Annotated in this window: 16 protein-coding genes; 8 read left to right on the top strand and 8 right to left on the bottom strand. The window is 67.2% G+C overall.

What is annotated here, in order from left to right; all coding sequences use genetic code 11:
* The first annotated feature begins 146 nt into the window (after window positions 1-146).
* Complete coding sequence (locus tag ACODRW_RS04745) at window positions 147-1,148, top strand: extracellular catalytic domain type 2 short-chain-length polyhydroxyalkanoate depolymerase (RefSeq protein WP_107801212.1); 1,002 nt, start codon at window positions 147-149, stop codon at window positions 1,146-1,148.
* Window positions 1,149-1,166: 18 nt separating this feature from the next.
* Here the strand turns inward: ACODRW_RS04745 and ACODRW_RS04750 are convergent, their stop codons facing one another.
* The gene (locus ACODRW_RS04750; RefSeq protein WP_227105717.1) at window positions 1,167-2,054 is read right to left on the bottom strand and encodes a LysR family transcriptional regulator; all 888 of its coding nucleotides are present in this window, start codon (window positions 2,052-2,054) and stop codon (window positions 1,167-1,169) included.
* Between the two features lie 118 nt (window positions 2,055-2,172).
* Between ACODRW_RS04750 and ACODRW_RS04755 the strand changes: the two genes are divergently transcribed.
* A complete protein-coding gene (locus ACODRW_RS04755; RefSeq protein ID WP_488905267.1) occupies window positions 2,173-3,372 on the top strand; it encodes an MFS transporter in 1,200 nt (399 codons plus the stop codon).
* On the opposite strand, the gene ACODRW_RS04760 is transcribed toward ACODRW_RS04755, so the two are convergent.
* Window positions 3,327-4,106, bottom strand: a complete 780-nt coding sequence (locus tag ACODRW_RS04760; protein WP_107801210.1) for an EAL domain-containing protein — start codon at window positions 4,104-4,106, stop codon at window positions 3,327-3,329. The genes ACODRW_RS04755 and ACODRW_RS04760 overlap by 46 nt on opposite strands.
* A 373-nt stretch (window positions 4,107-4,479) precedes the next feature.
* On the opposite strand from ACODRW_RS04760, the gene ACODRW_RS04765 reads away from it, so the two are divergent.
* Window positions 4,480-5,100: a tetratricopeptide repeat protein gene (locus tag ACODRW_RS04765; protein ID WP_107801209.1), complete on the top strand. Its 621-nt coding sequence runs from the start codon at window positions 4,480-4,482 to the stop codon at window positions 5,098-5,100.
* A 23-nt stretch (window positions 5,101-5,123) separates the two neighbouring features.
* Here ACODRW_RS04765 and ACODRW_RS04770 read toward each other — a convergent pair whose 3' ends face one another.
* The gene (locus ACODRW_RS04770) at window positions 5,124-5,543 is read right to left on the bottom strand and encodes a hypothetical protein (RefSeq protein WP_043589344.1); all 420 of its coding nucleotides are present in this window, start codon (window positions 5,541-5,543) and stop codon (window positions 5,124-5,126) included.
* A 203-nt stretch (window positions 5,544-5,746) separates the two neighbouring features.
* On the opposite strand from ACODRW_RS04770, the gene ACODRW_RS04775 reads away from it, so the two are divergent.
* Both ACODRW_RS04775 and ACODRW_RS04780 read left to right on the top strand, forming a co-directional pair.
* Complete coding sequence (locus ACODRW_RS04775; protein ID WP_488905268.1) at window positions 5,747-6,322, top strand: YqiA/YcfP family alpha/beta fold hydrolase; 576 nt, start codon at window positions 5,747-5,749, stop codon at window positions 6,320-6,322.
* 86 nt (window positions 6,323-6,408) lie between these two features.
* Complete coding sequence (locus ACODRW_RS04780) at window positions 6,409-7,383, top strand: quinone oxidoreductase family protein (protein ID WP_107801207.1); 975 nt, start codon at window positions 6,409-6,411, stop codon at window positions 7,381-7,383.
* Between the two features lie 16 nt (window positions 7,384-7,399).
* On the opposite strand, the gene ACODRW_RS04785 is transcribed toward ACODRW_RS04780, so the two are convergent.
* From ACODRW_RS04785 to ACODRW_RS04795, 3 genes are read right to left on the bottom strand one after another with little or no spacing between them, the layout of a single operon-like run.
* The gene (locus ACODRW_RS04785) at window positions 7,400-8,113 is read right to left on the bottom strand and encodes a helix-turn-helix transcriptional regulator (RefSeq protein WP_235085734.1); all 714 of its coding nucleotides are present in this window, start codon (window positions 8,111-8,113) and stop codon (window positions 7,400-7,402) included.
* Complete coding sequence (locus ACODRW_RS04790) at window positions 8,114-8,566, bottom strand: EVE domain-containing protein (RefSeq protein WP_488905269.1); 453 nt, start codon at window positions 8,564-8,566, stop codon at window positions 8,114-8,116.
* The gene (locus ACODRW_RS04795) at window positions 8,563-8,931 is read right to left on the bottom strand and encodes a VOC family protein (protein ID WP_107801204.1); all 369 of its coding nucleotides are present in this window, start codon (window positions 8,929-8,931) and stop codon (window positions 8,563-8,565) included. Before ACODRW_RS04795 ends, ACODRW_RS04790 begins: the two co-directional genes overlap by 4 nt.
* 301 nt (window positions 8,932-9,232) lie before the next feature.
* Between ACODRW_RS04795 and ACODRW_RS04800 the strand changes: the two genes are divergently transcribed.
* Complete coding sequence (locus tag ACODRW_RS04800; RefSeq protein WP_019103569.1) at window positions 9,233-9,958, top strand: MgtC/SapB family protein; 726 nt, start codon at window positions 9,233-9,235, stop codon at window positions 9,956-9,958.
* A 209-nt stretch (window positions 9,959-10,167) separates the two neighbouring features.
* On the opposite strand, the gene ACODRW_RS04805 is transcribed toward ACODRW_RS04800, so the two are convergent.
* Entirely contained in the window at window positions 10,168-11,262 is a 1,095-nt protein-coding gene (locus ACODRW_RS04805; RefSeq protein ID WP_107801203.1) for a pyridoxal phosphate-dependent aminotransferase, read from the bottom strand.
* 136 nt (window positions 11,263-11,398) lie between these two features.
* Window positions 11,399-11,569 (bottom strand): LPS translocon maturation chaperone LptM, encoded by a 171-nt coding sequence (gene lptM, locus ACODRW_RS04810; RefSeq protein WP_488905270.1) that lies wholly within the window; start codon window positions 11,567-11,569, stop codon window positions 11,399-11,401.
* Between the two features lie 135 nt (window positions 11,570-11,704).
* Here lptM and cyaY point away from each other — a divergent pair, with 135 nt between their 5' ends.
* Together cyaY and ACODRW_RS04820 are read left to right on the top strand one after the other, a co-directional pair.
* Window positions 11,705-12,022 (top strand): iron donor protein CyaY, encoded by a 318-nt coding sequence (gene cyaY, locus ACODRW_RS04815; protein ID WP_107801201.1) that lies wholly within the window; start codon window positions 11,705-11,707, stop codon window positions 12,020-12,022.
* Window positions 12,019-12,435 carry a YqaA family protein gene (locus ACODRW_RS04820; protein ID WP_488905271.1) on the top strand — a complete coding sequence of 139 codons (417 nt, stop codon included), beginning with the start codon at window positions 12,019-12,021 and terminating at the stop codon, window positions 12,433-12,435. The genes cyaY and ACODRW_RS04820 overlap by 4 nt, the downstream gene beginning before the upstream one ends.
* Window positions 12,436-12,460 lie beyond the last annotated feature (25 nt).

Raw genomic sequence — 12,460 nt, forward strand, 5'->3', positions numbered from 1 at the left:
CGCAGTCTGTTCAAAGTCTCGCGAGCGAAGGCGAAGCAGCCGAGCACGCGGAACGCTCGTGGCTCATGGGCGTTTCAAAGCCGCGCTCGCCGTGTCGCGTTTGACGACGCGGGGCGGACAGGGAACGGGTTCTTTAAGGAGGGCTTATGTTGAAACCTGCTTGGTGGTGGGCTGGGGCGCTGGCGTTGACGCTGGCGCAGATGGCGGCGGCGGAGCCGCTGCCGGCGTATCGCGGCGACGCGCGGCAGTCTTCGGTGTCCGGTCTGTCGTCCGGCGCCTTCATGGCGGTGCAGTATCAGGTGGCGTTTTCCGCCTCGGTGCGAGGCGTCGGCGTGGTGGCGGGCGGGCCTTACTATTGTTCCAAGGGCATGCTGGCGGGCGCGCCGGCCTGCATGAGCGGTCCGCCGCCGGCGGTGGGCGGCCTGGTGCTGGCGACGCAGCAGTTCGCGCTGGCGGGACAGATCGATCCCTTGTCCAACCTGGCCAAGCGCCGCGTCTATCTGTTCAGCGGCAGCCAGGACAATACCGTCAAGACGGCGGTGGTGGACAGCGCCGAGCGTTACTTCCGCAAGCTGGGGGTGCCGGCGGCGAGCATCGACTACCTGCGCAGCCTGCCGGCCGGCCATGCCCAGATCACGCCGGCTTACGGCAATGACTGCGGCGAGACCAAGTCGCCCTATGTCAACCATTGCGACTGGAAGGGCGAAGGCTACGACCAGGCCGGCGCTATCCTGACGCAAATCTACGGCCCCTTGCAGCCGCGCGCCGGCCAATTGAGCAGCCAGGTGTCCGCTTTCAACCAGAAGCCGTACGCGCCGCCGGGCAGCAGCCTGGCCGACGAGGGCTATGTCTATGTGCCGCGCGCCTGCGCCGAGGGCGAATCCTGCAAGGTGCATGTGGCGCTGCACGGTTGCCGCCAGTACGCGGGCGCGGTCGGCGACGCTTTCTACGGCCATGCCGGCTACAACGAATGGGCGGACAGCAATCGCATCATCGTGTTGTATCCGCAGACCACGGCGATGCCGCCGGGCAACCCGAACGGCTGCTGGGACTGGTTCGGCTATACCGGCGTGAATTTCGCCTGGAAGAACGGGGTGCAGATGCGGGCGATCAAGGCGATGGCGGACCGGCTGGTGTCGGCGCCCTGAGCCAGAGTCCGGCGGGGTTCAGCCGCCGGGGAAGCCGCGTTTGGCGAAGAAGTCGATGAAGGCGCGCAGCCGCGGCGGCGGATAGGGCGAACCGGGCCATAGCAGATAAAGGACGCCGCTGCGCTCGGCCCAGGCTTCCGGCAGCGCCCGCAGCCGTCCGTCCGCCAGTTGGCGGCGCACGGTGAAGTCCGGCAGGCAGGCGATGCCGGCGCCTTGCTCCGCCAGCTGGATCAGCGCGTCGCCGGTATTGGCGCAGGCATGGACCGGCAGCGCCGGCGCGTCTTCATCCTGGCCGGCCAGCGGCCACGGCGCCAGTTTGCCGCTGCGCGGATAGCGGTAATGCAGGCAGCGGTGCTTCGTCAGATCCATCGGCGACGCCGGCTCGCCGCAGCGGGCGAAGTAGGCCGGCGCGGCCACCAGCCGCATGCGGTAAGCGCCCAGCCGCCGCGCGCTCAAGCGCGAGTCTCCCGGTTCGCCGCCGCGAATCACCACATCGAAGCCTTCGCCTATCACGTCCACCAGCCGGTCGCTGTAGTCCAGATCCAGTTCGATCTCCGGATAGTCTTGCATGAAGGCGGCCAGCAGCGGGGCCAGCACGCCGCATTCGTGCGGCAGGCCCACCTTCAGCCGGCCGCGCGGCGCGGCCTGCTCTTGTTGCAACTCGCGCTCCGCCGTTTCCACTTCGTCCAGAATGCGCAGGCAACGTTGCAGGTATTGCTCGCCGGCCGGGGTCAAGGTCAGCCGCCGGGTGCTGCGTTGAACCAGACGCGCGCCCAAGCGCGCCTCCAGCCGCGCCAGGCCTTTGCCGGCGGCGGAGGCGGAAATGCCCAGTTGCCGTCCGGCGGCCACCAGGCTGCCTTGCTGGGCGATATGGGCGAACAGCTCGATGCCGCTCATTTTTTCCATGGTTTGCCTCGAAATTACGGAATCAAGTTCCGTTATGTATGGAATTGAAGACTATTTTTCCGTATCGCCAAGGAATCTAGCATAAGCCCTCGTTCATGCGCGATACGGGAGAAGCGGGATGACAGGCAAGAGCGGCGAGTCGGCGATGCCGGCGACGGTGTATCTGTTGGGCTTATGCATTTTTGCGATGGCGACGTCGGAATTCATGGTGGCGGGGATGATGCCGTCGTTGGCGGCGGCCCTGGGCGTCGGCTTGCCGGCGGTGGGCAATCTGGTGTCGGCCTTCGCCGCCAGCGTGGTCCTGGGCGGGCCGGCGCTGACTTGGCTGCTGCGTTCGGCGCGGCGCAAGCACAGCTTGATCGGGCTGTTGCTGTTGTTCCTGGCCGGGCAGGCTTTGGGCGCGCTGGCCGGCGATTACCGGCAGATGCTGTGGTCGCGGCTGATCTGCGGCGTGGCGCAATCGGCTTTCTTCGGCGTGGCCCTGGCCTTGGCTGCGGAACTGGTGGGCGAACACCGGGTGGCGCGCGCCGCCGCGCTGGTGCTCAACGGCCTGATGCTGGCTTCGGTGGCCGGCCTGCCGCTGGCGGCCTGGGTGGATCAGAGCTGGGGCTGGCGTGTGAGCTTTTGGCTGGTGGCGGGCATGGTGGCGTTGGCCGCGGCGGGCATCGCCGCGCTGACGCCGTCCGGCGTCCGTCCGCAGACCTTGAGTCTGGGCGAGGAGGGCCGCCGGCTGGCGCGACCCAGCCTGTGGGCGGCTTATCTGAGCAGCGGCCTGATCATAGGCGCGGTGTTCGCCGCCTTCACTTATCTGGCGCCCTTGTTCACCCGGGTCAGCGGCTTCGCCGCTTCGGAGCTGCCCTGGCTGTTCGCCGCTTACGGGCTGGCGACAGTGCTCGGCAATCTGTTCAGCGGCCGCCTGGCGGACAGCCACACCCGCACCGTGCTGCGCGGCGGTCTGCTGGTCTTGCTGGCTGCCCTGGTGGCGTTGGCCTTGCTGGCGCAATGGCAGGCGGCGACGGCGGCGTGCGTGCTGCTATTGGGCTTGGCCGGCCTGCCGATGAATCCGGCGATGGTTGCGCGGGTGGTGCGCGCCGGCGGCAGCGGGCCTATGGTGAACAGCCTGCACATGTCGGTGGTCAATCTGGGTCTGATGCTGGGTTCCTGGGGCGGCGGCGCCTTGTTGGACGCCGGCTGGAGCCTGCGCGCGCCGGTATGGCTGGGCGCGGCGTTGGCCGCGCTGGCCTTGCTCAGCCTGTGGCTGGACCGCGCCGGTCACAGCTGGCAGGTCACCGGCAGCTCGGCCGGCTTGCCCAGGTAGAAGCCCTGGTAGAGCTCGACCCCCAGTTCCTGCATCGCCTGGTGTTGCTCGCGGGTTTCTATGCCTTCCACCGCCATGCGGCAGCCTATCTGCCAGCCCAGCTCCAGCAGCACCGGCAGCCGGTGGCGTTCGCCGGACATATAGTCCAGCAGCAGGCTGCGGTCTATCTTGATCAGGTCCGGGCACAGCGACTTGACCTTGCCGTGGCGAGCGGCCACCGCGCCGAAATCGTCCACAGACAGGCCGAAGCCGGCCTCGGCGGTCAGACGCAGGCTGTTGATCAGCGGTTGGCCGTGGTGTTCCACCTCGTATTCCGGCAGTTCGAAAATCACGCCGCCGCTGTCCAGTTCCAGCGAGTCCAGCAGGCCTTGCAGTAGGGGAAGGTGATTGCGGCCGTGGTTGTCCACCACCGCGGTCTGGGCCAGCAGATTCAGGCACAGGCAGCCGGATTGGCCGCTTTGCGCGAAATTGCGGATGTGGATCAGCCGCGCCAGCTGATCGGCCTCCAGCGCCAGCTCCGGCGGCAGGCCGGACAAAAAAGAGTCGGGGGACGGCGTCTGGCCGTCCTGCGTCCGCACGCGCAGCAGCGCCTCGTAGCCGAACACGCCGCCGCTGCGGTAGAACAAGGGCTGGAACACGCTGCTGAGCTGACAGCCGCCCAGACGCGCGCAATATCGGCCGTCCGCGTCGCGGTACAGCTGTCGCTCGGGATGAGGGCCTAGGGGTGGAGCCATGGTGGTTTAGTCGCGCGGGATGGACTTTCAGCATAGCAAGCATTGCGCCGGGCTACCGGCCGGCTGCTGCCTCTGCTGGAGCGCTATCCCTTGCCGCTGCACGCGGTGTACGCGGTGTTTCCCGAGCGCAAGCACGTGCCGGCCTAGGTGCGCGCCTTCCTGGAGTTCATCGACCGGAAGCTGGGCGGCGAGCCGCCGCCGACAGATTTCCCGGCCGCCGCCGACTAAGAGTCTGTTCAAAGTTTCGCGAGCGAGAGCGAGACAGGGCGAACGCCGCTGAGAAAGCGGAATGCGTCAGTAGCGCATTGGCGCTTCAGCGGGCTTTGAACAGCTTCTAAGCTTTGGTAGTACGGGCCCGATGAGGAGAGGCGCGATGAAGGCGTGGGCAGGCGGGATATGGGCGGCGTGGGCGTTGGCGTCCCTGGCCGCGGACGTGGCGGGCTGGGCCAGCTATCAGCGCGGCGATTTCGCCGCCGCGCGCCGGCAGTTCGAGCAAGCGGCCCAGGCGGGCGACCGGGTGGCGGCTTTCGACCTGGCGATGATGCATTGGCGCGGCGAAGGCGGCGCGCCGGACCGGGCGCAGGGCGAGCGCTGGCTGCGCCGCGCTGCCGACGCGGGTCTGCCGCAGGCGCAGCACGCCTTGGGCGCGCTGTATGAAAGCGGCCAGCAAGTGGCCAAATCGCAGACCGAGGCGACGCGCTGGTTCCAGTTGGCCGCGCGGCAGGATTATCTGCCGGCGGAGCTGGATCTGGGCACCCAGTACTTCTTGGGCCGCGGCGCGGCCAAGGACTACCGGCTGGCCGCGTACTGGTACGAAAAAGCCGCGCAGCAGGGCGATATGGGCGCGCAATATCTGATCGCCAGCATGTACGAGCACGGCGACGGCGTGGAGCGGGATCTGCCGGCGGCGATACGCTGGTACGCCAAGGCGGCGGCTCAGGGCGACGTCGGCGCCAGGCTCAAGGCGCTGGATCTGGCCAAGAGGGCCAAATAGGCCTCGAAACCCTAGCCGGGCTTTCAGGCGCGGGCCGGCCCGCGGCGCATCGCCGCCAGGCACTGGCAGGCGGCCTGCCAGTCCTGAACCCCGCGCAGGCCGCGCACGATGATGCCGGCCAGGGTGTCGTTGCAGGCGTCCGGGCCAAACTGCATCAGCATCTCATGCAGGGCGAAATGCAGGGAGGCGTTGTGTTGCAGCAACAAACCCACTTGCTCGTGGACGAAGCCGTCCACCGTGGCCTGGCCGTCGCGGTCCACATGCACATGGTGACGGGGGCAGAAGCCGGAACGGATCAGCGCCTGATCGGCGCGCACGTCGTCGAGAAAGGCCTGCGCGCTGTGGTGCAGAAAGCCGCAAGCCATGATCAGGCTGGCGACGGAGTAAGGCTTGGTGGTGGTGGCGTCGGCGACGAGGGCGTTGTCCGGCAGGGTGGCAAGCATTAATGTTCTCCTGTTATCTTTGTAAACCGCGCTCAATGGCATAAATCGTCGGTTTTATTATTTTTTCCGCGTTTTTGTATCATTCATGCGAATGTATTGGCAAGCCCGTCGAAAGGACGGTTGCCAGCCGCGGCTGCCAGGGTTTTTCTTGGGACGATGGCCATTTAGAATGAACTCTTTCTTTTCCGTTTGTTCCCATCCGCATGCATATTGTTTACCTGCACGGCTTCAACTCCGGTCCGCAATCGCTGAAGGCGAACGAAACCGCCGCTTATCTGCAACAGAACGCTTTCGATGCGACCCTGCATTGTCCGCAGCTGTCGCCGCATCCGGCCGAGGCGATTGAGCAGGTGTCCGCCCTGGTGGCCTCCTTGCCGGCCGACACCCTGTTGATCGGCAGCTCCCTCGGCGGGTATTACGCCACGTTTCTGGCCGAGCGTCATCAACGCCCGGCGGTGCTGATCAACCCGGCGGTGCGGCCTTACGACGACCTGGCGCGCTTCATCGGCGAGCAAACCAATCCCTATACCGGCGTGGTCTATACCCTGAGCGACGCCGATATGCGGGCCTTGCTGGCGCAGCGCGTGGCGCAGCCGTCCGCGCGCCGTTACTGGCTGCTGTTGGGCAGCCGCGACGAGGTGCTGGACTGGCGCGAAGCGGCCGCGCTGTATCTGGACTGCCGTCAGACGGTGTTCAACGGCGACGACCACAGGCTTGAAGCCTGGCCGCGCGTCTTGCCGGAGGCGCTGGCCTGGGGGCGCGGGCAATTATTGGCCTGAGCATCGAAACAGTCTGTTCTGCGACAGTGTCTTGTCCGGGGGAGGGCGCTGCCGCACACTGGATTTTTTGCGCCGAGGAGGCCGCCATGACTCAAGCCATCGTTTTCTCCCATACCGGCGGGCCGGAAGTGCTGGGCCTGCAGAGCCAGACGCTGGCCGCGCCGGGACCGGGCCAGGTGCGGGTGCGTCACACCGCCATCGGCGTCAACTTCATCGACACCTATCAGCGCAGCGGCCTGTATCCGCTGCCGCTGCCGTCCGGCCTGGGCCAGGAAGCGGCGGGGGTGGTGGAGGCGCTGGGGCCGGAGGTGTCTGGCCTGGCGGTGGGCGACCGCGTCGCATACGCCGGCGGCCCGCTGGGCGCTTACAGCAGCGAGCGGCTGTTGCCGGCGGCGGTGCTGGTGAAGATTCCCGACGGCATCAGCGACGAATCCGCCGCCTGCATGATGTTGCAGGGCATGACCGTGGAGTATCTGGTGCAGCGCAGCTACCCGGTGCGGCCGGGGCAGACCGTGCTGTGGCACGCCGCCGCCGGCGGCGTCGGCCAGATCGCGGTGCAGTGGCTGACGGCGCTGGGCGCGACGGTGATCGGCACCGTCGGCTCCGACGCCAAGGCCGACATCGTGCGCGGTCTGGGCTGCCAGCATGTGATCAATTACAGCCGAGAAGACGTAGTGGCCAGGGTGAGCGAGATCACCGGCGGCCAGGGCGTGCCGGTGGTTTACGATTCGGTGGGCAAGGACACTTTCCAGATCTCGCTGGCCAGCCTGAGCCCGCGCGGCATGCTGGTCAGCTTCGGCAACGCCTCCGGCGCGGTGCCGCCGTTCGCGCCGCTGGAATTGACCAGCCGCGGCTCTCTGTTCTTCACCCGGCCCAAGCTGGCCGATTACATCGCCAGCCGCGCGGAGCTGGAGGCTTCGGCCCAGGCGCTGTTCGAACGAGTGGCGGACGGCAGGATCAAGGTGGCGCCTTCGCATCGCTATCCTCTGGCCGAGGCGGCGCAGGCGCACCGCGATCTGGAAGGACGCAAGACCAGCGGCTCCATCATCTTGCTGCCTTGAGCCGGCGACGCGGCGCTTATTCTTGATGCCAGGGTTGGCGCTGGTGTCGTTCCAGCCAGGCCAGCGCCTGGCCGCCGGCGTCCACATGGCTCAGATAGCCGGCCAGGCTGACCCCGGGCGGACAGCTCAAGTCCGTGGCGCGCCAGCTTTGCAGCCGGTCCACGCGGAAGCTGCGGTAGTCCAGGCGCAGCCCACACCAGGCGGCCAGCAGCCAGCGGTCGCCCCAGAAGAACAGCGCCAGCGGCATCAAGGCGCGCTGGCTGCCGCGGCCGCTTTCATCGCGGTAATCCACCCATAGCGGCTGGCGGGAGACGATGGCGTCGCGCAGCGGCGCCAAGCGCTCGCGCGGGTAATTGCCCGACGTCGGCGCGTATAGCGGTTCCGGCGGCAGGCCGGACGAGCCCAGCACCGCGTGGATGCGGCCCAGCGCCGATTGCGCCGCCGCCGCGGTGTCGCGGTCGGCCCAGGCGGCCAGCATGCGGGCGCCCACTTCCAGCGCCGCCAGTTCGCGCGCGGAAAACGCCACCGCCGGCGGCGTGAAGCCGGCTTCCAGCCAATACCCCTCGCCGGCCTCGCCGTTGACCGGCGCGCCGCTGGCCATCAGGTCCGCCATATCGCGGTAGACGGTGCGCGGCGTCACCTCCAGCCATTCGGCCAACTGCCGGGCGGTGGTGCGGCGGCGGCCGCGCAGCAGCAAGAGGATTTGGACCAGTCGGTCGGCTCGGCGCATTCAGTCGGATTCCCGCAGCATGGATGGCGGCAGTGTCGCCCGCATTGCGCGCGCGATCAACAGGAAATCGGCGCGGCCGATTTCCAGGTGGCCAAAGCGGAAGGCGTAGCCCCAGCGCGCCGGGTCGGCGATGAAGGACAGCTGGCCGAGCAGCGGCCGGATGTCGGCGTCCTCCGCCGGCCAGAAGGCGATGTCGCGCCGGTAGGGTTCGAAATCGACGCTGACCCGGAAGGGATAGACCCGCGCGTCCGCCGCCAGGCCGACGGCGGTGAAGCGTTGGCAGGGCTCGCGCCCCTCCAGGCTCAGCACCGGCGAGTAATAGATCAGGCCGTCGCCGGCCGCCATCCGCCTGAGCGGCGCGGCCTTGCCGTGGCAGAGCTGGGCGAAGCCGCCGGCCAGACCGCGCCGAACATGGTCGCGGCTGGCCACGCCTATCCAGTAGCGCCGGCTCATGCGGCGCTGTGCAGGCCGATCAGATTGCCGTCCGGATCGGAAAACAGCGCGATCTGGCCCCAGTTCTCCGGCAGCGCGGTCTTGGGCTGCACCACGATGCCGCCGGCGCTCTTGATCCGTTCCAGCGTGGCGTCGAGATCGGCGCCGCCGTCCAGATAGACGCGCACGCCGTCGACATGGGGGCGGGCTTGCGGGCAGCTGAGCAGCGCGCCGCCGCAACTGTCGCCGGTTTGGGGAAACAGGGCCATGCGATTATTGTCGAAGCTCTCTTCTTGCAGTTCCACCCGCAGCGCCTGTTGATAGAAGGCGACGGCGCGCTCGAATTGGAGCACGGGAATTTCAAACCAGTGTAGAACGGGGGACATGGCACACTCCTTGAACAGGTTTTATCGAGATCCGGCCGGGAACATCCCGGCGCCGCTTCCGGGCGGGACGGAGGCGGCGTTGCGGCCTGGAGGACAGTGTGCGGCCCCCCTGCTGACAGCGTACTGTCAGCAGACATCCGCCGTCGTCAATTTTCCTGCTTGGGCCGGCGTCACGTGTGCATCGCTCGCAGCAATCGCCTGGTCGGACACGACCCGGTGACGCGGATGTGGCAAACTGCCTGACTGTTTCCCGGCGCGACGGGAGCGCTGTTTTTTCAATCGACCGCAGGAGGAATAAGAAGTGGAAACCTTACTGCAGTTTCTGGGCTTCAACGGGTCTGGTCTGCTGCAAACCTTGCTCAGCCTGTTGACGGCTTTCATCCTGGGCTCGGCCATTGGCTATGAGCGGCAGTTCCGTCAGCGTACCGCCGGCTTGCGAACCAATACCCTGGTGGCGGTGGGCGCGGCGGCCTTCGTCGACATGGCGCTGCAGCTGGACGGCACCGGCGGCGCGGCGCGGGTGGCGTCCTACGTGGTGTCCGGCGTCGGCTTTCTCGGCGCCGGCACCATCATGAAGGAAGGCTTGAACGTGCGCGGCTTGAACACCGCCGCTACCTTGTGGGGCTCGGCCGCGGTCGGCGCCAGCGCCGGCGCCGGCCAGATTCCGCAAGCCTTTCTGATCACGCTATTCGTCTTGGCCAGCAACACCTTGCTGCGTCCGGTGGTGAACTCCATCAACCGCAAGCCGATCGACGACGAAACCAGCGAAGTCACTTACCAGCTATGCGTGATTTCCAGCCGTTCCGGCCAGAAGCACGCGATGGCCTTGCTCAGCGATCTGCTGGAGGAGTCCAAATACCCGGTGGGGGATCTGGACGTGGAGCCCTTCGGCGACGACGAGGTGGAGATGACCGCCACCTTGCTGTCCACCTCGGTGGAGTGGGAGGAGCTGGAGGAGATCGCCGCCAAGCTGGTGGCCCAGCCTTTCATCAGCCAGGCTTACTGGAACCCCAGCACCTCGGAGTGAGGACGGCGGGGAAAAGACCGCGCCCTGGGCCGCTAGCCGGTCCAGGGCGTTTTTTATGGGGCGGGAGAGCGGTTCAAAGTCTTGCGAGCCAGGGCGAGACAAGGCGAAAACCGCTGAGGAAGCGAAACGCACGCGTAGCGCGTGGGCGTTTACGAAGCGGTGCTCGCCGCGCCTCGTATCACGAAGCGCAGCGTATGTTGAGCCGCTTCTTAACCTTCCGCCAGCGCCGCCATCACCTTGGCCGACAGCGCCTGCGGCTGCGCGGTGACGCGCAGCAGATGGCGCACCGCCGGATGCGGCGGCCGGTGCACGGCGATGCCATCGGACAGCAGTTGGCGGTGAATGGCCTCGCTGCTGGCGGCGTCGCGATAGGCGATGCAGACGAAGTTGGTGTGCGAGGGCATCACCACCAGATCGCGCGCGCGCAAGGCGTCGGACAGCTTGTCGCGCAGATGGATGGTGGCGGCGATCAGCTGGCGCGAGTAGTCCGGATCGTCCAACACGATTTGAGCCGCCAGCTGGGCGAAGCTGGACAGCGCGAATTGAGGCCGTATCTGGTCCGCCTTGGCGACGATGTGCTGCGGGCCGACGGCGTAGCCCACCCGCAGGCCGGCCAGCGCATAGGCTTTGGACAAGGTGCGCAGCCGCAGCGTGTTGGGCAGCGCGCCTTGCGGCGGCGCGTCCTGCGCGTCCACGCAGAAATCGACGTAGGCCTCGTCCAGAATCAACAGCGTGGACGAGGGCAGCATTTCGCGCAGCGCCAGGATATCGTCCGCGCCCCAGTAATGGCCGCTGGGATTGTCCGGGTTGGCGAGATAGAGCACGGCGGCGCGTTCGGCGCGCGCCACCTCCGCCAGCCGCGGCAGATCGGCTTGCAGCCGGTCGCCTTGCTGCTGGTAGGGCACTTCCAGGATGCGCGCGCCCACGCCTTCGGCGAAATAGCGGAAAGTGGGATAGGTGCCGGCGGTGCACACCACCGCGTCGCCGACATTACAGGCCAGGCGCAGCGCCAGCAGGATCAGGCTGTCGGCGCCGGTGTCGAACAGCACCTGGCTCGGGTCCACGCGGTTGTGGGCGGCTGCGCGCTGGCGCAGCCCGTGCGCGTAGGGGTCCGGGTAGAGCCGGGCCAGCTCCGTCATCATCTCGCCGAATTCCGCCGTCAGCGGCGAGGCCGGCTTGGCCATGCTTTCATTGGAGCCGATGCGCGCGCCGATGCGGTGACCCAAGGCCGCTTCCAGCTTGGCGATGCCGGGAAAGGGGTTGACGATGGTGTGATGTTCCAGATGACGGGCGAAGTGGGACATCGGCGGCTCCTTTATCTGCAGATACAGCCTTTGAGTGTAAAGGATATGACTGAAGCGCAGGAAACCGCGTGGGAATATCAATATGTCTTCGGCATTTCGCGGCCGCCGCGCCGGGCCCAAAGCGCGGCGGGAACCGTCAGCGGACGGCGGGAGCGGCGGGTTCGGCCGCGGCGCGCGGGGCGGAGGCGTTGGCCTTGGCCGCGGGTTTGACGGCCGGCGCGGCGGCGGCGGGCAGATACAAGGGGCCTTTGAAGCCGCAGGCGGCCAGGAACAGGGTCAGGCTTGCACAAGCCAGCAAGGTGCGCATACGAATGAGTTCCAATGTGGCAAAATCTGGATACTAGCAAAGCTGCGGCGCGTCGTGTGATTCCGATGCGCCCGGTGATCAAGGCCTGAGCCGCGCCAAGACGGCGTCCAGGCCGTCATTCAACGGGAAAGCGCAATGAACGAAACCGAATTTCTGCGGCACACCGACGCCATCTTCGCACGCATCGAAGCCGCCATCGACGACAATGATCTGGACGCCGACTACCTGGTGTCCGGCAATGTGCTGGACATCGAGTTCAGCGACGGCGCCAAGATCATCGTCAACCGCCACACCGCCAATCAGGAGCTGTGGATCGCGGCGAAGAGCGGCGGCTACCACTTCGCCTTCCGCGACGGCCGCTGGATCGCCGCGCGCGACGGTTCGGAGTTCTTCTCCACGCTCAGCGCCGCCATCGCCGCCGCCTGCGGCGAAACCATCGGGTTTGATGAATGAGTCATTTGGTTTGGCTGGGCCTGGGCGGGCTGGCGGTGTCGGCCTTCACCTCGTCCACCATCCTGCCCGGCAATTCCGAACTGGCGCTGTCCGCCTTTCTGTACAAATGGCCGGAGTGGCTGTGGCCGGCCTTGCTGGTGGCCACGGTGGCCAATACCGCCGGCAGCGTCACCAGTCTGTGGCTGGGGCGGCTGGCGCCGCGCAAGGAGCTGCCGCCGCGGCTGGCCGGCTGGTTCCAGCGTTTCGGCCCGGCGGTGCTGGCCCTGTCCTGGCTGCCGGTGGTCGGCGACGCCATCCCCTTGGCCGCCGGCTGGCTGCGGCTGCCCTGGTGGTCCAGCATTCTGTGGCTGACCCTGGGCAAGGCGGCGCGCTATCTGGCCTTGGCCTGGGGGGTGCTGCTGTTGTCGAGTTGAGCCGATAACAATCAGGGCAATAAAA

The organism is Chromobacterium sp. FG89, assembly GCF_057808735.1.